Source organism: Nostoc sp. NMS4, assembly GCF_017115095.1.
Classification (GTDB): Bacteria; Cyanobacteriota; Cyanobacteriia; order Cyanobacteriales; family Nostocaceae; genus Nostoc.
In genome coordinates, this window is sequence record NZ_JABXKI010000102.1 from 15729 (window position 1) to 35397 (window position 19669).

18 protein-coding genes are annotated in these 19669 nt (G+C 40.4%); 8 read left to right on the forward strand and 10 right to left on the reverse strand.

The window, feature by feature from the left end; translation table 11 throughout:
* Window positions 1-552 precede the first annotated feature (552 nt).
* Entirely contained in the window at window positions 553-3870 is a 3318-nt protein-coding gene (locus tag HWQ37_RS07340; protein WP_465249676.1) for an ATP-binding response regulator, read from the reverse strand.
* Window positions 3871-4430: 560 nt separating this feature from the next.
* On the opposite strand from HWQ37_RS07340, the gene HWQ37_RS07345 reads away from it, so the two are divergent.
* The 5 genes from HWQ37_RS07345 (at window position 4431) to HWQ37_RS07365 (ending at window position 9842) form a co-directional block, all read left to right on the forward strand.
* Window positions 4431-5012 carry a KaiA family protein gene (locus tag HWQ37_RS07345; RefSeq protein ID WP_292745377.1) on the forward strand — a complete coding sequence of 194 codons (582 nt, stop codon included), beginning with the start codon at window positions 4431-4433 and terminating at the stop codon, window positions 5010-5012.
* Window positions 5013-5117: 105 nt separating this feature from the next.
* A complete protein-coding gene (gene kaiB / locus HWQ37_RS07350; protein ID WP_069069132.1) occupies window positions 5118-5432 on the forward strand; it encodes a circadian clock protein KaiB in 315 nt (104 codons plus the stop codon).
* Window positions 5433-5512: 80 nt separating this feature from the next.
* Window positions 5513-7075 (forward strand): circadian clock protein KaiC, encoded by a 1563-nt coding sequence (kaiC, locus tag HWQ37_RS07355; RefSeq protein ID WP_292745379.1) that lies wholly within the window; start codon window positions 5513-5515, stop codon window positions 7073-7075.
* Between the two features lie 103 nt (window positions 7076-7178).
* Window positions 7179-9422: a TolC family protein gene (locus HWQ37_RS07360; RefSeq protein WP_292745381.1), complete on the forward strand. Its 2244-nt coding sequence runs from the start codon at window positions 7179-7181 to the stop codon at window positions 9420-9422.
* Between the two features lie 255 nt (window positions 9423-9677).
* Window positions 9678-9842 carry a hypothetical protein gene (locus tag HWQ37_RS07365; protein ID WP_292745383.1) on the forward strand — a complete coding sequence of 55 codons (165 nt, stop codon included), beginning with the start codon at window positions 9678-9680 and terminating at the stop codon, window positions 9840-9842.
* A 180-nt stretch (window positions 9843-10022) separates the two neighbouring features.
* Here the strand turns inward: HWQ37_RS07365 and HWQ37_RS07370 are convergent, their stop codons facing one another.
* Window positions 10023-10802 carry an FkbM family methyltransferase gene (locus tag HWQ37_RS07370; protein ID WP_292745385.1) on the reverse strand — a complete coding sequence of 260 codons (780 nt, stop codon included), beginning with the start codon at window positions 10800-10802 and terminating at the stop codon, window positions 10023-10025.
* Between the two features lie 462 nt (window positions 10803-11264).
* Between HWQ37_RS07370 and HWQ37_RS07375 the strand changes: the two genes are divergently transcribed.
* The 3 genes from HWQ37_RS07375 to HWQ37_RS07385 all read left to right on the forward strand — a co-directional run bounded on the left by HWQ37_RS07375 (window position 11265) and on the right by HWQ37_RS07385 (window position 13265).
* Window positions 11265-11642: a hypothetical protein gene (locus tag HWQ37_RS07375; RefSeq protein WP_099099288.1), complete on the forward strand. Its 378-nt coding sequence runs from the start codon at window positions 11265-11267 to the stop codon at window positions 11640-11642.
* A 128-nt stretch (window positions 11643-11770) separates the two neighbouring features.
* Window positions 11771-12280: a hypothetical protein gene (locus tag HWQ37_RS07380; protein ID WP_292745388.1), complete on the forward strand. Its 510-nt coding sequence runs from the start codon at window positions 11771-11773 to the stop codon at window positions 12278-12280.
* A gap of 205 nt (window positions 12281-12485) precedes the next feature.
* Window positions 12486-13265: a photosystem II S4 domain protein gene (locus HWQ37_RS07385; protein WP_292745390.1), complete on the forward strand. Its 780-nt coding sequence runs from the start codon at window positions 12486-12488 to the stop codon at window positions 13263-13265.
* Window positions 13266-13344: 79 nt separating this feature from the next.
* Here the strand turns inward: HWQ37_RS07385 and HWQ37_RS07390 are convergent, their stop codons facing one another.
* From HWQ37_RS07390 to HWQ37_RS07425, 8 genes are all read right to left on the reverse strand, one after another.
* A complete protein-coding gene (locus HWQ37_RS07390) occupies window positions 13345-14121 on the reverse strand; it encodes an SDR family NAD(P)-dependent oxidoreductase (RefSeq protein WP_292745392.1) in 777 nt (258 codons plus the stop codon).
* A 176-nt stretch (window positions 14122-14297) separates the two neighbouring features.
* The gene (locus HWQ37_RS07395; protein ID WP_292745394.1) at window positions 14298-15206 is read right to left on the reverse strand and encodes a methyltransferase domain-containing protein; all 909 of its coding nucleotides are present in this window, start codon (window positions 15204-15206) and stop codon (window positions 14298-14300) included.
* 203 nt (window positions 15207-15409) lie between these two features.
* Window positions 15410-15967, reverse strand: a complete 558-nt coding sequence (locus HWQ37_RS07400; protein WP_292745396.1) for a hypothetical protein — start codon at window positions 15965-15967, stop codon at window positions 15410-15412.
* Between the two features lie 633 nt (window positions 15968-16600).
* Window positions 16601-17206 carry an exopolysaccharide biosynthesis protein gene (locus HWQ37_RS07405; RefSeq protein WP_292745421.1) on the reverse strand — a complete coding sequence of 202 codons (606 nt, stop codon included), beginning with the start codon at window positions 17204-17206 and terminating at the stop codon, window positions 16601-16603.
* A gap of 206 nt (window positions 17207-17412) precedes the next feature.
* On the reverse strand, window positions 17413-18297 hold the full coding sequence (locus HWQ37_RS07410) for a lipid kinase (RefSeq protein WP_292745398.1): 885 nt from the start codon (window positions 18295-18297) through the stop codon (window positions 17413-17415).
* A gap of 301 nt (window positions 18298-18598) precedes the next feature.
* Complete coding sequence (locus HWQ37_RS07415) at window positions 18599-18775, reverse strand: hypothetical protein (protein ID WP_292745400.1); 177 nt, start codon at window positions 18773-18775, stop codon at window positions 18599-18601.
* Window positions 18776-18824: 49 nt separating this feature from the next.
* Window positions 18825-19241 (reverse strand): alternative ribosome rescue aminoacyl-tRNA hydrolase ArfB, encoded by a 417-nt coding sequence (gene arfB / locus HWQ37_RS07420; protein WP_292732951.1) that lies wholly within the window; start codon window positions 19239-19241, stop codon window positions 18825-18827.
* A 47-nt stretch (window positions 19242-19288) separates the two neighbouring features.
* Window positions 19289-19543: an RNA-binding S4 domain-containing protein gene (locus HWQ37_RS07425; RefSeq protein ID WP_292745402.1), complete on the reverse strand. Its 255-nt coding sequence runs from the start codon at window positions 19541-19543 to the stop codon at window positions 19289-19291.
* Window positions 19544-19669: the final 126 nt, after the last annotated feature.

Here is a 19669-nt window from a genome sequence, read left to right on the forward strand (position 1 = left end):
TGTTTTAACAAACTTTGGGGGTTTAAGTCTCCTGCCTCTATAGACACCACGTTTTGTGTCGAGGTCTAAATCCCCGTCACAAAACGTAATTGCGAATTGGTTTAACATTGCCCCCACTTTTTGGAGATTGTATTTCTAATTTCTAAGGTACTGTATATAGTGGTTCTCGTTTGGATTAACAGACGTTGAAGAAGAATTCAGGAGTCAGAATTCAGAATTCAGAATCAAGAGGCGACTCGAAAATACTTGCTAACGCTGCGATGCACTAAGTTTCGACTCCCTTCCCTACGGGATGCTACCCGCGTAGCTTGCTTTCCCGAAGGGGAGGGGTACGACCGCGCTCAGGGCAAGTCGCTCAACTACCGCCGATCGTTGTGTCGTACAGAATGCCCAACTGAATTCTGACTCCTGAATTCTGTTCGATAAGGGACTTCCAAATAAAAAAATATCCAATTAATTCTTGGAGTTCCCTAAACTGCTACCCAGCAACAGGAATTATAGTGTAGGCGTAGCCCGTCGTAGACATCGCCACCAGTTTCTTCTCAATAATCATTAACATTTGCCATTGTAACCATTGGTAACTAAAGCTTGATTAATCTGGCTTAATAGGTCTTCCATTGATATCGATCGCGGTAAGATTTGGGTAGCGATCGCACCAACAACAGTTTCTATCGATTCCAAACCATTTTTCTTCTGCTTGTCAATTTCCTGATCAGCTACCCCATTCAGGAAACTGGTTTCTGAGCGATTTAATCGCTGATTTAGTACCAAAATTGGTGGCAACTTTAAAGGCGAATCTCCCAATGTTTTCAGTGCTTTGAGTACATCTTTGTGGATAGCAGATTCTCCTAAGCAAATTAGCAGTAAATCAACGCTTTCGTGGCGAATTTGTTGTAACACTTCTGCCCAACAAGGACTCATCGCCGCTTTGAATCCTGCTGTTTGGAGGTATTGAATTAAAGCTTGAAACCATTCAGACCCCCGTTTTGCAGTTTCACTACTAATAGAGCAATTTTTTTCTGTCCGATAACCCTTAGCTGTCCTGCGTCTTACCTGTGGGAAATCCCGTAGCATTGTTAAATCCACTACCAAGATGTTGGGAGGGCAGCAAATACCTGAAGCAATTTCTAGTACCGATAGTAAGGCATCTGTTTTCTCGGCGCGACTGTTGTTGTCTTTAGCAAATGGTGTTAAGTAAGGAAATACCGATAGCCCTGGTATTTTAGAAGCGATTAAGGTAGTTGCAACATCGCAAGTAACCAGTGGTATGGCTGCTAAACGTGGATGTCCAATTAGTTTTTGTAGATAAATTTGGGCGGTGGTACTTTCTACATCTAGCAAAATGACATCAAACTGCCATACCCGCGCCAAAAGTTCTGCCTGATCTAGGTCATCTACTTCAATCACCCGATGTTCTCGCAGTGAGGGGTGGGGATTGACCGATTCTAGCTGGGGATTCACTAACCTGAGAATTCGCAGTGGGGTTTTTGTTGGGATAATTGCACCCTTCTCTAACCCTGGCTGCAAAACTGCTTGTACGGTACATAATTTTTCTAGAACTGGTGCTAATACCTGACGCTCTACTGGTAAACTTAAGAAACCATCGGCTCGGTTAGCAAATGCTTGCTCTTTTTCGGCTCCCGTCGCTGTCACAATTACAGATATATGACGGGTTGCGGTGTCAGATTTTAATAAAGTCAGCACATCCCAGCCTGATAGTAGGGGTAGCAACGGATTTAAAAATATCGCTATTGGTTGCAAGCGCCGCGCTTTTTCGACTGCTTCTGTCCCCGATCGCGCAATCACTACCCGATATCCTAAACTTTTGAGTTGTTCGGTCAAGTCTTCAATATATCGAGCTACAGCCTCAACTACCAAGACCAATCGTTGCGAACTCGCGGGATGATGCTGTGTGGGCGTACTAACTTGCTGACGAGCTGCTGAGGAGTTTTCCCGTGTCGGTTGGTATCGTGTCTCCCCGTCTTCTCTGATTCCCATATCTGGTTCCGAAAAGCCTGTTTTCGGGGGACTGGGCGGTAGAAGTAGGGTAAATTGGCTACCTTTACCTTCACGAGATAAGAAACTGACATCTCCGCCGTGGAGACGAGCCAAGGCGCGAGTTAATACCAGCCCCAAACCAGTGCCTTCAAATTGGCGGGTGAGGGGATTTTCTAGTTGTTGGAATTTTTGAAAGATTAAGTGTTGCTGATGTTCGGGAATGCCAATACCTGTATCCCAAACGGTAAAGGCAATCCAGCCTTCCCAACGACTCACCCGCAGCCCAATTTCGCCGGATATTTCGGTGAATTTAAAGGCGTTGGAAAGTAGGTGTACTAACATCTGACGTAAGCGCAATTCGTCTGCCACCATTTGATCTAAGCCTAGTTCAATGGAAAGACAGAATTGGGGAGCAGATGAACGCGCATTTGGAGGTGGCGAGGTAGATGTCGCTTTGGTGGTTTGAGTGTGGATCGCTTTGGCTTCCGAGAGGGCGCGATCGCACACAACCTGAATTTTCACCGGAGTCAGCGTCAAATCCATTTGTCCCGTCTCCATCCGGGTCAAATCCAAAATATCATTAACCACACTCATCAAATGCCGTCCGCTTTGATGAATCAGTCCTGCATAACGGGCTTGACGCTCGTTGAGTTCTCCCAACTGCTGATCCACGAGCAAGCGTGATAATCCTAAAACGGCAGTTAGGGGAGTTTTGAGTTCATGACTAATACAAGCCAAAAACTCGTCTTTTAACCGATTTAGTTGAATTAAATCAGCATTCTTCGCTGCTAGTTCTTTACAAAGCTGCTGCTGTTCGGTGACATCAGTGGCTAAAATCAACCACAAATCAGTGCTGAGTGTCACCTCCTCTTCAGCACTCATCACTTTAAACTCAGGACTATCTAAAGGAATTTTGGCAAATTGCCAGATTCGCTCTTGACCATTTTGCACTTCGACAACGCAGGTACAAGTACCCACCTGACTATCCAAATAGCATCGGCTGTATGCAGCATCACCTGATGTTTCTTGCGGAGTCAGTTCCTCTTCACTACCATTGGGATGAACCTTGATTGCTGGTTGGGTGACATATTCTGCTATTTCGGAGCGGTTAGGGACAAGTATTGCCTCCACCTGTTGCCTAACTCCTTCTGGATCTTTCAAGGTTCCTAATTGCTGCCACCAGGCGGGATTCCGCGCTACCACTTCGCCATTGCCCGTTTGCAACATCAAAGGCCAAGGCAGTCTTTCTAGCAGGTGTACTAGTGGCTGGTGTCCTAAGGATTTCGGTTCCTTTGGCGCAGCATTATATTCATGGCGATGCTCGCTAGACCTTTGTAAACCCGCCATACGTTCTTGAGCTAGCGATCGCAACAGGCGCGAACTATCCAGTAGCCCCAAATATCGACCATCAGAGTCAATCAGCGCCCAATCTAAGTTTTGGGGTTTTTCGACTTGGGAATCGCACCAGCGCAAGCTTAATCGCTCTACACGCTCAGAAGCTGATATTGTCTGGATTGGCTCAATTAGACCTTGACCCCAGGTAGAGAGTGATTGGTGTAAATTTAGATTTTTATCGTCGCTTTGGCCTAATAATTTTGGGATTAAACGGGCAGAATACAGCAATCCGATGGGGCATTGCTGATGATTTACTACTACCAAGCGATCGCACTGCTCCTGCTCAAAAATCTCCAACACCATTGCCAAAGAACTTGTTTGGGGGCAGCTAGGTACGGTTGCCTGAAAGTCATAAAGCGGGTAATCTAGCATTAACATAGGGATTTTGGGGTCATTCTTCCTGTGGAACCCTCCGGCATTTCCATCTGCCAGTTGATGGTCTTTTCGCCTGAAGTCATATCCTTTAAGAAGACTCATATAAGCAACTCTGGTTATTTCAACGCCATTAAAACAACGGGATTTCCCATAACGGACACTTGCTTGCAGACAAGTGTATTTTTTCGATTAGGCGACGTTTCCCATTTTTAGCAATTAGCCTTCCCAGTGTCTTACTGGTATTTAAACTCCTCATCGATAGCGACGGCTAAAACAATTATGACCCCAAAGATTCGCTTTAGAACCTTGAGGAATTATAATGATTTGGAATGCGACAATCCTTTAAGTTCGTTTAAGTATCTTAATCAAGGAGCAATATAAAAAAATCTATCTACTTATGTACATAGATATGTAAATCATGAATTAGCTACTGTGTCTTGCTCATGCCGACGGACACCTTATCATCAAAGACAAACTAAGTCCTACCACTTAGTTGCTGCACGAGATTGTTGAGTGCCTAGCACTATCTGCTAACATAAAGCGTTCTTTCAGGGTTAAATTACCAGTTTACTGCACACCCAGTATTGCCCTAGAAGCGTTAGCTAAACTTATCAGCCCGTGTTTCTTGGTCAGGGCGATCGAGGAGATATATTCAAGAATAGATGTTATTACCAATATTGATTCTGCAATCTGATGTTAATAAATGCTTAAATAACCCAGTTGACTTAGGCAACCTAAAAGGTTTCAGTAGGTGGGTATGGAAAATGATTGACGCAATTATTACCCAACTTTGCTACCTGCCTATTACGGCAACGACTTCTGTAAAAATCAACTACTTACCAAATTGGCCGCAACTCAATCCAAGTCAGGCATACACTAGCAAGTACGTTTATGTATTTGCCAGTCAGATGCAAAAAAGCCAACAGCACTTTCAGGAGATGACTCCAGCAGAAAGACAAGGATTATTAAGACAGCTTAAATCAGATTATAGCCTGATTCTTATAGATTATTTTACTACAGACAAAACACTTAAAGAAAAAATTGATAAATTTATCAACACTATATTTTATGCTAATATTCCTGTGCCCCAAATCATCGAAATTCACATGGAGATAATTGATGACTTTTCTCACCAGTTAAAGTTAGAAGGCAGAAGCAATGAAACGTTACTTGATTACCGCTTAACGTTGATAGATATTCTGGCTCACCTGTGCGAAGTTTATCGGAGTTCGATTTCTAAATAAATTAAGTTTATCGCTGTAGATTCCACTTGGAACAAGCCACTGTTGTTAATTACTACCAATGCACTCATCTGATTATTTTTATGCTCATGACTAACTATTAAGTATATGATTAAAGCCAGAAAAACCTACGTTCTTAAACTTTACGTAGCAGGAAACACCCCGAATTCAGTCCGGGCATTAAAAACACTCAAAGATATTTTAGAGCAGGAGTTTGAAGGTGTTTATGCTTTAAAAGTGATTGATGTACTGAAAAGCCCGCAGCTGGCAGAAGAAGATAAAATATTGGCAACACCAACATTATCTAAAATTTTGCCTCCACCCGTTCGCAAAATTATTGGGGATCTTTCAGATAGAGAAAGAGTTTTGATTGGATTAGATTTGCTCTATGAAGAATTGAGTGAAGAAGATTTTGAAGAGTAAAATTTTAATCATAAAAAACTGAGTACAAATTTTAGTTAGTAATAAAAAAACAGGTTTTAATACCCTTTTGTTATCAAGCAATGAGTGAAAACGAGCCAGTAGAATCAAAACAACCACCGATAATTAGAGGTGTAGAAAAAATTCGGACGATGATCGAGGGATTTGACGATATTAGTCACGGTGGTTTACCAATTGGTAGAACTACCTTGATTAGTGGTACATCCGGCACAGGCAAAACCTTATTTTCTCTTCAGTTTCTCTATAACGGCATTACCTACTTTGATGAAGCAGGAGTATTTGTAACCTTTGAGGAATCACCAAGCGATATTATTAAAAATGCCAATATTTTTGGTTGGAACTTGCCCCGCTTAATCGAAGAAGGCAAATTATTTATTCTTGATGCATCTCCCGATCCAGAAGGTCAAGATATCGTGGGAAACTTTGACCTTTCTGCACTCATTGAGCGCTTGCAATATGCCATCCGTAAATATAAAGCTAAACGAGTTTCAATCGACTCAATAACAGCAGTATTTCAGCAATATGAAGCGATGGGAGTAGTGCGACGCGAAATTTTCCGCCTGGTAGCACGTCTCAAACTACTGAGTGTAACCACTGTAATTACCACTGAACGCAGTGAAGAATATGGGCCTGTTGCCTCTTTTGGAGTCGAAGAATTTGTTTCCGATAACGTAGTAATTGTTCGCAACGTGTTAGAAGGAGAACGCCGCCGCCGCACCATTGAAATTCTCAAATTGCGCGGTACAACTCACATGAAAGGCGAGTATCCCTTCACGATTACTAATGAAGGGGTTAACATTTTCCCACTCGGAGCAATGCGCTTAACTCAACGATCTTCTAATGTTAGAGTATCTTCTGGTGTCAAAACCTTAGATGAAATGTGTGGCGGTGGTTTCTTTAAAGATTCGATTATTTTAGCAACAGGAGCGACCGGTACTGGTAAAACCCTGTTAGTAAGTAAATTTATTCAAGATGGCTGCTTGAATGGAGAACAGGCGATATTATTTGCTTATGAAGAATCACGCGCCCAACTATCTCGTAATGCTTCCTCTTGGGGAATTGATTTTGAAGAATTAGAAGATCAAGGTTTACTCAAAATTATCTGTACCTATCCTGAATCAACTGGTTTAGAAGATCACTTACAAATTATTAAATCAGAAATTGCTATCTTCAAACCCGCTCGAATTGCCATTGATTCTTTATCAGCCCTAGCTAGAGGAGTCACAAATAATGCATTTCGGCAGTTTGTAATTGGTGTGACGGGTTATGCTAAACAAGAAGAAATTACTGGTTTCTTTACTAACACAACCGATCAATTTCTGGGGGCGCATTCGATTACTGACTCTCATATTTCCACGATTACCGATACAATTCTAATGTTACAGTACGTAGAAATTCGCGGCGAAATGTCGCGGGCAATTAACGTGTTTAAAATGCGCGGGTCTTGGCATGATAAAGGTATTCGTGAGTATAATATTACTGCTGACGGGCCCGATATCAAAGATTCTTTCCGAAACTACGAACGGATTATCAGCGGTGCTCCTACTCGCGTTAGTATCGATGAAAAGGCGGAACTTTCTCGCATTGTTAGACGTTTTGAAGACAAACAGAGTTCCGAACCCTAAATTTAGTATCGTAGTATATTCTTTCCTAAGTTTAGTATCGTGCTATATTCTGTGGTGAAGAAAGGTTTTCTGCCGCTAGATTGATTTTCGTGTGAGGGATGCGGTGAAAGGACAGCAATTATTTTTTTATAGCTTCTTACCTGGTGTAACGGCAGCAGTTTTAACAACCGGTCCCGCTTGGGCTGGTACTGCGAAACTAACTAGGGTACAACTAGCGTCTTCTCCTAGTGTTTTGACTTCTAATTATGGTCAAGACTTGGTTGTGGACACTATGAATACGCAACTGCCTAACAGTGCAAATGTTAGTGTGCCAACCCTAGTGCCTACTTTTGGTTTTACTAAACTTAGTGTGAAGCCTTTAAGTAATAACAGTATTCCAGCATTCACGGCTGAAAATGCTGTTGTGCCGATAAAACAACTACTTAAGAAAGATGAAGGTAGATTTTTCAGTTTGACTCCTACCTCTAATCCTTCCCGACAGCTTGATATTAGCAGTTCTGCTCAAAATAACCAAAAACCGAGTAATTCCAGGACATATTGGCAGAAATTAAAGAAGATAGTAGTTCCCAACTACACTTCAAAACCTGCTTCTGTCAAAAAAGAAATTTTGTCCCTGTCTTCTGTACAGCAGCCAGTGGTTCAAAAGATCAATAGTGTTACTCAGTTGCAAACATTTTTACAAACTTCAGCCACAGGTGGGGGAGCAGCAAAACTGTTGTCAGCGCAGAGGTGTCCACAGGAGTTGAGCAAAAGCAAAACTGACTCCTTGAATAATTTACTACTAACCTCAAGCACCTGCTTACAACCAAATGCTATTGGTCGCTTGGCTCAGAGTAATACCCCGATTCCGACAGATTCGCCAACTCTCACTGCGCCAACAACCGTAACTCCTGCACCAGGGAGTTCGATGCAACCTACCACAGTGCCAACAACTGTAACTCCTATACCAGGGAGTTCGGCGCAACCTGCGACAGTGCCAACAACCGGAACTCCTGTACCGTCAGGTCCGGTGGAAATTCCAAAAAACCTGATTCCTAGCTCAAATCCACTGCAATTTCCCACCAAAGCGGAGGAAGTGAGACTTCAGGAAAATCAACCAATTACTTTGGCACAAGCTCTGGAGTTAGCACGGCGTAACAATCACGATCTACAGGTGTCCTTATTGGAGCTACAACGCAATAAAGCGGCTCTACGAGAGGCGCAAGCTGCTTTATTGCCTACCTTGGGAGTTAGCACGGATCTGACTCGTAGTCAGTCTTCTAGCGGTCAGCTTCAGGACGAATTAAGCGCGCGAAATAATGGGTTTCCCTCTAACCAAGATCAACCTAGTACATCATTTTCTGGTCAAGCACAACTTTCATATAACCTTTATACTTCTGGGAGAGTGCAATCTAGCATTAAAGCGGCTGAAGAACAGGTACGTTTCAACGAGTTGGCTGTAGAAACTCAGTCTGAGACAATCCGTTTGAATGTTGCCACAGACTACTACAATCTGCAACAAGCAGATGAACAAGTACGGATTGCTCAATCGGCAGTCTTGAACTCTGAAGCTAGTTTGCGTGATGCAGAAGCTTTAGAGCGGGCTGGCGTTGGTACGCGGTTTGATGTGTTGCGATCGCAGGTGAATTTAGCAAATGCTCAACAAAATTTAACCAATGCTAGATCCCAGCAGACAATTTCCCGTCGTCAATTAGCAACTCGGATAAGTTTGCCGCAAGGAATAAATATCAGTGCTGCTGACCCTGTACAATTATCTGGTCTTTGGAACCCATCCCTAGAACAAAGTATTGTGTTGGCTTATCAAAATCGTCCAGAACTGCAACAGCAGTTAGCACAACGTAATATTAGCGAGCAACAGCGCAAACAAGCTCTTGCAGACCTGGGACCTCAAGTTAGTTTGGTCGCCAGCTACGATCTGCTAGATCAGTTCGATGATCAAGTCAGTGCTACTGATGGTTATTCATTCGGAGTTAGAGCAACCCTAAATTTATTTGATGGAGGAGCCGCTAGAGCAAGAGCAGCTCAACAAAAAGCTAATATTGCGATCGCAGAAACTCAATTTGCTGAACAGCGCAACCAAATTCGTTTTCAGGTAGAACAAGCCTATTCTACCCAGCAATCTAGTTTGGTGAATGTTCAAACCGCTAATACTGCTTTAGAGCAAGCTAGGGAAGCCTTACGTTTAGCACGTTTGCGATTCCAAGCTGGTGTAGGCACTCAAACTGATGTCATTAACTCTGAAAACGACCTCACACAAGCTGAAGGTAATCGAGTCACAGCAATTTTGGATTACAACCGCGCTTTAGCTCAGTTACAACGGTCTGTTACCCTCAGAGCATTCCGCTAATTAGCTGAAACTCAACTTCATCAGAACTTTTGACTGCTGTTGTGTTGCTCGGCGCATTACACAGTCGAGTAGTGTTTCTGATAAAAAGCTAGTTAAAAGCCTCATTTATTTAGTAAACACACTGAATAAATGAGGCTTTTTAGTCAATTGACAGAAAAATCAAAATAGGGGGCATATTTTTCAACAAATACGATCTTTTTGTACAGCGCGTAAGTCCTAAAAGACCATTTATAAAGTCAATCAAAAGGTAGTGGCATGGCAAGTAAAAAATTGTGCATTAGACGTAGGTTGGGTGGAGCGGAGCGCAACCCAACACATATCAGGATGTTGGCTTTGGCAAAGCCTCCACCCAACCTACAATTTTTTTTGCAACATTTTAGCCTTGCCACCCCAGTAGGGTGTGTTACGGCTAAAGCCTAACGCACCGTGTTATATTTTTTGTGACAAATCATATCGAAATATGCGCCTAACACACCCTACAAGAATTTTATTTTTACTTTATAAATAGCCTCTAACGTGTTTTATCTAAAATATGACCACTTTTGTACCAAAAAACAAAAAAAGACTATGAGAGGATTACGCCAACAAAACAAAATATGATTAGTAACTACGAATCCAAATCTCACCATACCCATCTTTCCCAAGGTCTGCTACATCTTCAGGAAAGCGCTTGAAAAACTCATCTGGAGACAACCATTCTTCAAATACAAATGAATGCATTTCAGCAGGTACAACATTAATCAATATCTTTCCAAGATTGGATAGGTAATTTATACAAGCAGCAGTAGTATTAATTTCACGTTCTGTTATATGATATTCAAATGAGAGCAAAGAAATGGGTTGTGTCAGCCCTTTCAAAACTTCAAGCTCCCACCCTTCAACATCGATTTTACAGTAGTCTGGTTTTCCAAACTCATCAATTGCATGATCGAGAGTTGTGATAGAAACTTGAATACTGCTTTGTACAGTTCCTACCCAATCCTCATAAAAACTTGCGATTCCACTTCGTTCACGAGTGTATAACGTTGCTTCTCCAGGTTCTGCACCAACCGCCTTCTGAACTGGATGAAACTTACTATGATAATTACTGCATCGAGCTTTCAATTCTCTCATGCATTCGGGCTGTGGTTCAAATGCGACAACTTTTGCACCTGCGATTAGAAATGCCTCTGACTTTGCACCTATGTTTGCACCAACATCGAAGCAGAGACTATTAGAATCTAATAGTTTTGAATAGAAAGAAACTTCTCGTTGAAAATAATTTAACCGATCTTTTAACTGCTTTTGATTTAACAACCGATAGAGATTCCTGATTGGTCTATATAGACCAGTTGATATGGAAAAGTCCTTGACAATAGATTTTATTGCAGTAACTTGCATATTGTCTTTACCTCAATCAGTAGTTTTCAACTCAAAATTATAAAGCTTTTGCTATAAATTACCAAATAATAAATATGACAGTGTTTTCAGTAAAGTGTAAACATTTTGTAACTTGACAATAAACAAAAAATAATGTTTTCAGCCGATACTTTTCAAGGCAATGCATCTAAACTACTCTCGATCACAACCAACGTTAAGAACCAACGAGAAAATGAGCGTTTCTGGTTTGGTTTAGTTTCCGCGGCTCAAAGTGATGGCTAGATAGGCTATTCGGAGACGTTTAAACCTTTAGCAATAAGCCCATCCTCTGAAAAGAAGGTTAGGGAGAGGTGTAGGAAAGGAGTTGTTTTTGTTAGGTTTGTATCAGACTTAACAGAGAAGCGCTATAGTCAAATTTATACTAACATAACTGAGTGGTTCGTAGTTTACCGCCGTAGGCATCGCTTGCCTTGTCAAAGACTCATGACTAAAGTAACATCTCAAGAAATTGCACAGTTTCGCTCTCAATTAGCAGACGATCCTAGCGATATGGAAGCGCTGGATTTGATTGAAGACTGTGATGGAGATTTAGAAGATGCAGCGATGACGCTAGCTATCCGAGCAGGACAACAACCAGAAAGAGCAAATTCCGAGTGGTTAGATGCCTTGGCTAGAAAATGGCGTGTAGTTATTTGCGAACAAGAATATCGGGAAGATTTGCTTAATACTTCTCTTCAGAAGATGATGGAACATCTAAAAACAACGCCAACGTTTCCTAAGATTTTGGCAACACCAGTTTTGCTATATGTCCTCAAACAAGGCGTGAACAATTTTTGTGAGCCACTAGATTTGCTAAAATGATCGACCCACATTTTACATCTCACATAGGAATCAATTATTTGACTTCTACTCATCATACGAGGTTCAATCGACCAGGACTGATACGCTGTTAATTAAGGCAAACTTCTATTAGACAAATTGTACAATCAATGAATTACCTTGTTGCCGTATTACCAGACCGCATTCAAGCCGAAGCTGCTTACTTAGCTTTAGAAAAAGAAGGCATAAACAGTACTATTTTAGGAAAGGGGTATAAAACAGCTGACGAGTTTGGCTTAATTGACCCTAAAGACCAAGCTAAAAAACAAGCAAAACTGATGGCAACCTGGCTGATCCCATTTGGCTTTTTTGCAGGTTTTACATTTAGCCTGATCACTGGTTTAGATACTTTTGCCTGGGCGGGTGAAGTTGGTAATCACATCGTTGGCGGACTGCTGGGTGCTGCTAGTGGTGCGATGGGTGGTGTGTTTGTCGGTGGCGGAGTCGGTTTACTACTAGGTGGTGGTGATGCTTTACCTTATCGCAACCGCTTAGATGCAGGTAAATATTTAGTTGCCGTTCAAGGTTCTGAAATTCTGACTCGCCAAGCAACCAAAATATTACGTCAGTTTGATCCAGAAAATATCCAAGGTTATGCTGACACAAATACTGTGTATTGAATAAATCATAGTTTACATATCACGATACAGCGACTTGAGTTACTTTCCTGTTCTTTGGAAGTGGCTTAAATCGCTGCGATCGCAAACAAATCCCAAGTATAAAGGCTAACCTAATCTGACAGGAACTGTAGAAATGAGAATTAAAGCTAGAATCAAGATAGTTATAGCAGATTAATTCTCAATTCATAACTCATAATTTTTCAGAATGTTGCCACGAGAAGAACTTTTAAAAGGTGTTGAAAATCGAGATAGTGTAGCTCGTGTAATCGATCAAGCAGAGCAAGCGATCAAAACTTGGGAAGTGGTTTTGACAGATTTTCTATCTCCCCCAGAATTGGCGGAAATTCAACGGGTATTTAATCGATTAACAGAAGTGCAATTGGCGGCGTGGGGTGGATATCCGCAAGCTGAACGCCAAAGAATAGCGATCGCTCGTTCGGAACTTCCCTTAGATCAATCTCAAGTCAGCCTTGTAGCTGTAGAAATTGCAGGTAATTTCCTGTTTGATACCGCCTCTCACCGCGACTTTTTAGGCGCAATGTTGGGGACGGGAATTGTTCGTGAAAAAACGGGAGATGTGATTGTCTTGGGAGAACGAGGGGCGCAAGCGATTGTTGCACCGGAGTTAGTAGAGTTTTTGTCAATGAGTCTGAAACAGGTGCGATCGGTTCCTGTGAAAACTCAGCAGATTGAGATAACTGAGTTAAAGGTTCGGGAACCCAAGAAAAAAGAATTAACTACTGTGGAGGCTTCTTTAAGATTAGATGCGATCGCATCTGCTGGTTTTGGTATGTCCCGTAGCAAAATGGTTGATTTCATCGATGCTGGTGATGTGCGCGTCAATTGGAAGGAAGTTACCCAAGCTAGTTCTCAACTCAAATCAGGCGACTTAATCGCCATTCGCTCTAAAGGGCGTTTAGAAGTTGGGGAAATCGCCGTTACAAAAAAAGAGCGTTACCGAGTTCAATTAACAAGGTATATGTAATAAGTTAGGAGTTAAGAGTGAAGAGTTAAGAATTTAAAATTTACAGACGCGATGAATCGCGTCTCTATTCATAGCGTCTCTAGACTTTAAAGTGTTTTGCTAACAGATTCAGTAGAAATTTGCGCGGTACAAGTCGAGATAACTTGCTTCTAATTTGAGTACTACTATCAGAACTAATAACAGTTGGATAGCCTTTTTCTAAAGCCTCTAAAGATTCCCAAACCACTTTTTTGGAAGAATACATCTTATCTGTACTGCTTGCCAGTGCTGGAGGAAAATTAGCTTCTGCAAAAAAGTTTGTTTCTATTGGCCCTGGACAAGTGACTAAAATACGGACACCATACTGATGGTTTTCTGCCCATAAAGCTTCACTAAAGCTAAGAATAAAAGCTTTACTAGCAGCATAAACAGAAAGGTATGGTATCGGTTGAAATGCGGTAATAGAGGATACGTTTATAATACTTCCAGAACGACGTTGCCGCATCAAGGGTAGAAATTTATGGGTTAAATCTACCAATGCCAAAATGTTTAATTGTACGATTTTGATTTGTTTATCTCCATCCCCTTCAGCAAAGTCGCCATAGTAACCAAAACCAGCATTGTTAATTAATAAATCAATGTTTAATCCCTTGGCTTTTGTGGCATCAAATACACTAGCAGAGGCATTAGTTTCTGTGAGGTCTTTGACTATAACATCTACCTGTATTTCGTGTTGTTCTTGTAATTGTTTAGCTAATTGGTTTAGTTTCTCTTCAGAACGAGCAACAAGTACAAGATTTGTCTTGCGTGCAGCTAGTTCTTGAGCAAAGGCTTTACCAATACCACTAGAGGCACCGGTAATTAAAGCAGTTGGCATTCTACATATTTAGATAGTTTTTAAGCACTTATAAATATTAGCTATGCTGATTATAAGTTTTAACTACCCAAAGTAATATATCCAAAAGGGTAAAAGCAACACATATTACTATGAAATCTGAGTGAAGGCTGGCTCCACTCAGAACTTTTACTTCCCTAAAACTTGACATTTGGAGGCTATATGAATTCTCCCAATACACCGATATGAGAGATTCTTAAATCTTCTTCATCTGTATATTGAATAGACGAGTCGATTTTTTCTGGTAATTCTGCGTCATTGTGCGACCACTCAAATACAAATTTAGAGTTCAAATGCTTAAGGTTAGAAAATATCTGCTTCCATTGGCTTCGTCTAATTCGATTTCCCCACCTTGATTGTAATTCTCTTGAATACGCTTCCTGGTGATAAATAAAAAACTCAAATGGTCTTTCGCTTGTATCTCTGTGATCTAGTAAATCAATGAGATGAAACATAAAGCCATCTTCTGAGAGGCTACTTACAAGATTTTCTAAAAGCGGCACAACATCATCAATTGGCACGTGTTCTAATACAGATTTGGAGAATATAAAATCTATTTTTTCGCTACTCGGCACTTGTTCAGACAAATCAATTGGAGCAATGTATTCTATGCCCAAGTCTTGTAGGACTTCTACAGATAAACTTTTTAATGAAAACAGTTTTTTTAACCGGAAGCGGATAATATCCCGATCTTCAAATGTAGATAGACTATCTAAGATACTCCAATTTACAGAATTACATACGGCTTTGATAATGTTTTCGGGTTGTAATAACGGGGAAACATCCGTTGCATAAACCTTTTTTGCTCCCAGAAGGTAAAATACTAACGAATGAGTAAGTAACCATCCACTTCCAATTTCAAGACAAACTTTATCACGCAATACATATTTTTCTTTACCACACTGAAGCAGATAGATAGCAACTTCATTAGCACAAATATCAAGCCTTTTGCCTTTAAGGGCTAGCTGACTGGAATGAGTTCTATTATATAAAACTTGATACAGATCAGATGATCTAATCATCGATTTGATGCGTTCATCAAGGAGATTTCTGGCTATATTTTTCATCTGGCACACCTCTCTTACTTAATTTAACGTTAATAGAACACAACACTATTAACTGTACCAGTAAGATAAGTTTCTGTATGACATATAGGTATTTTTTATCGAACAGTTTTGAATTGTTATAGCAATCCTAAATGAGTTGTGAAAATCGAGAGACTCAGATCCCGGTGATCTTATTGTTCACAAATGATTTAGGACTGGTATAGTTACCATTTTTCAGACCAATAGATAATTTCTGAGGCTGAACTATTAATAGCTACACCGTAGCTATCCCCGTGATTCCACTTAAAGCCATGTCTACCTTTATCGTCTGTATTTAATACCAATATTTCATAAGTAGCGGGAAAAGATTCTGTAGGAGAGTCACTGGTGTAGAAGAAAGTTGTCGGTACACCGTTAGGTTGATTTATGTGGTCGTTTGTGTTACCACCCCTATATTTGTGCTTGGCACTATTTCTGTATTGTGAAAGTAACTTTTCTATCTTGTTTGGTGGTTCTTTTAACCTAATTTGAAAAAAACTACTTCCTTGCAAAACTTCGGGAGAGTAAGCAATACGAACGTCTTTAGCATCAGGGGGAATCTCATTAGGAAAATGTTTTATTTGGTCATTCTCAGACCATAGTTGATTACGAATTTCTTTGTAGCGTGACGTATCAGTTATTATTTTAGGTTTGCTAGTATTGTTAAAAGTTCTTCTAAGAAAAAAGCTTCCCCCGACAATACTAAGACTAGCAAGGGCTAATATAAATTGCGATCGCTTCATCAAGTTGGGTGCGTCTAAGATTCATAGCTATATACCCAACTAATAAACTAAATTCGTACTATTGCGGATATCCAATCAGAGATATTAACAGAAACTTTGCGTATTCAGGGGAAAATTGGGGTGATTGTAAAATTACTGTGAAGTTAGTCGATAATTACCTAGTCAAATACGTAGGCGATTGTTATTGAGGCTGGTACTACCGTTGTAGCGAAGTAAATTAATTCCACGGTAATCCATTTCTTTTCAATTCTTCCTGATGCAGCAATATATAAAGCGGATATATAAATAGTAGATGCACCTTAATTAAATCATAGCCCTCAGCTTTTAGTTGAGGGCTTTTTTTTATTACTGATACTTTTTTAATTCGGTAAGAAAATTTTATTCAAAGGTCTAATTTACCCGGATATGGCAATAAATAAAGCGGATTAATAAATGGTAGATGCACCTTAATTAAATTACAGCCCTCAGCTTTTAGTTGAAGGCTTTTTTATTGGTGATATTTTCAAAGCGTGAAGAAAATAACTTTGTAAACTAGCTAAATATTCCCGGATATGGCAATCAATAAGGCGGATTAATAAATGGTAGATGCACCCTAATAAATTATAGCCCTCAGCCAAAAGCTGGGGGCTTTTATTATTTCAATATCGATGGCAGTAAACTGGGAGCTAACCATAGTGCATAACCAATAAATCCAAACAGCAAGGTAATCAGGGCAGTTATGCCGTAGCTGATGCAAATTAATAAACCGTCAGATTCGATGGTGGCAACAGTTAAAAGTAAAATACCTACAGTGGGGATAGGATTTGTAAAGGGAATTGGTAATATTAGTAATACTGTTAATAAAGAAATACAAAACCCATTCATTCGCCAAACTAAAGGATTATGAGCGATTTTTGCTAATCGGGGACGGGCAATTTTCTGGAAAACTTTGGTAAGCCGTCCCAAATTTTGCAAAAGTAACTGGGCAAAGGGACGAGGAAATTTGTAGTTAGCGATTCTTTTCGGTAGCCAAGGCGATCGCCTTCCTAAAGCCATTTGCACTGACAATAGTAAACAAGCGCCACCAAAAGGGCCAGTTAATCCTGGTGGCATAGGCAGTAAAAAAGGCAAAACTAATAACGTAATTACCAGGCTGAAGCCCCGTTCTGAGGTTTCTGTCAGAATATCACCTAGAGTCAGGGGTTGTTCAGCTAGGCGTTGCAACAGGGACTTTATATCTTGAGAAAATCTCAGATGCATTTGGCGTGAGTTGATGCGAGTTCCCACTTTATAGCAGAGGGAGATTAACAATTCAAAATTCAAAATTCAAAATTCAAAATTCAAAATTAAAGACATTTCAGACGGGGATTTAAACCCTTGAATTTACGATAACTTCTAAACTCTGTCAATTTTAGATTTTGAATTGAAGGAAAATTTCAACTCTAATATCTAAAATTGAATAACTCCTAACTTCTAATTTTTGGGGGTACAAAAACAGCTATAGCTTTAGGTATAACCCGAAAATGAGCAGGTGTGTAGGTGGTAATTTCACCATCTGTATTGATAGGGCGCGGTTTGCGAGTATGTACCTCTATTTCTTGACCTTGATGGGAGCGTACACTCTGCCAATGTATATGTCGCCCTTGTCGCATTGCGGGTAGTAATAATATAATCTGCCACCAGTGTTCAATCTCCAAGCTATAAAGGTCTAGCCTTTGATCGTCTATTGTGGCATCGTCAGCCACTGCCATACCACCACCGTAATAGCGACCATTACCGACAGCAATTTGCACTGTTTTTACGCGAACCAATTCACCGTTAATGGCAATCTCGGCTGTGAAAGGTCTCGCTTCTAAAATCACTTGCAATGCAGTAGCAGCATAAGCAAATACTCCCCAACGACGCTTAACTTCTTTGGTAAGTCGTTCGGTAATTTTTACACTCAATCCCATACTGGCAACGTTAAAAAAGTGCTTGCCATTCACACAACCCAAGTCGATACGCTGTAAATGTCCATCTGCAATAATTTTGCAAGCTTCGTTGAGGGAATTTGGGATTTCCAAAGTTCTCGCTAGATCGTTGGCGGTTCCCAGAGGCAAGATTCCCAAGGGTAACTGAGTCTCAATTAAAGCATCTACTGCGGCATTGAGAGTACCATCTCCTCCGCCAATAATTACCAAGTCAACTTGATGTTTATAGCGGAGTATAACTTCAGCAAGATGTTTGGGATCTTCTGTAGACTCCTCAATTAAATCAAAGTCGAGTGTTTTCAGATATTCAATCGCTTCCGACAGACCCTTTTGCCCTTGGCGAGCATGGCCATTTACTAACAGCAGTGCGCGGGAACTCATGGTTAGTACCTTTTGTTGTTGATATGTCCAATTATCCGCATCTATGTATTCTGCTTGAAGTTGACTATAAAAAAGTGTTTAGGCTGTGAGGATATTTCTCAACAATTCATTTTTATAATACTTATTATATTGTGACTAATAATTTTTAATTTTTCTTTTTCTTTAGTTTAGCTTAACAGGAGTAAAACACGCTTTATACCTGGGTAACAGTGACATATTTAAAATTGTCTATGCTCAAGCGATCGCACCTGAGAATGCAGCTTTTTTATGTAAATCCCTAGCTTGATTTTGAATTGTGCTTTTATGAGTTTTTCGGGTCAGTGTCTCCACCAATAATTGCTTGAAATACATCCCCTAGTAAAAAGAAAAACGCCGCAATTAATATTACAAGCATTAAACTAGCAAGGGCTGCAAAGGGAGAGATGATAAACAAGATTAAAAGCCCAAACATCAATATCTTTAGTAATGTCTTATTCATATTTTTTCAGATTTAATAAATGGTGGGTTTTCTTTAAAGAATCGATGAATCAACAATCTGTCACCTGTCCTCGGTTAGATTTAATCTGGGCGCGTTTACTTTTGTGATCGAGGCGCTTTCTTTGAGAACTGCGGGTTGGTTTAGTGGGTTTGCGTTTTATGGTCACGACAACTGCACTTTGAATGAGTTCTTGAAGTCGTTTCAATGCTGACTCACGATTATTTTCTTGGCTTCGATGTTCTTGGGCTTTAATTACAACTACTCCTTCTTGGTTAATGCGGCGATCGTTGAGCTTTAAAAGTTGTTGTTTATAATAATCGGGTAATGATGAAGCCGCAATGTCGAAGCGTAAGTGAATCGCGGTAGAAACCTTGTTAACATTTTGACCTCCTGCTCCTTGGGAGCGAATTGCAGTAATTTCAATTTCAGTCTGGGGGATGATAACATTGTTAGAAATTTGCAGCATTACTCACAAGGCAAAAGAGGAACTTTGAAATTTGAGATAAACTTTATTTACTCAGGTTGTTCGCTTAAATCTATCATTACATCTGGGTCTTCATTGTTGTTCAAATTCACTTCTAAAGTTTGTCCTTGAATTGTCACTTTATCGCCCGGTACTAGTCGCCGTCCTCGTCGAGTTTCCAGCATCCCGTTTACTTGGACATCGCCACCTTGAATCATCAGCTTGGCTTGACCTCCAGTTGGCACTATACCCATCAATTTTAAAAATTGATTTAACTTAATTGTGTTGTCTCTAATTTTCTTCATAGTCAATAAATGCACACGATCTTAATTGTATCGTGGTCTTCTCAAGCAAAAGCGTAAATCTGTTAGACCACATAATCAGCTAAGTACAGCATTTCATTAGATTAGTAGCAAATTTAATTTGGTAAT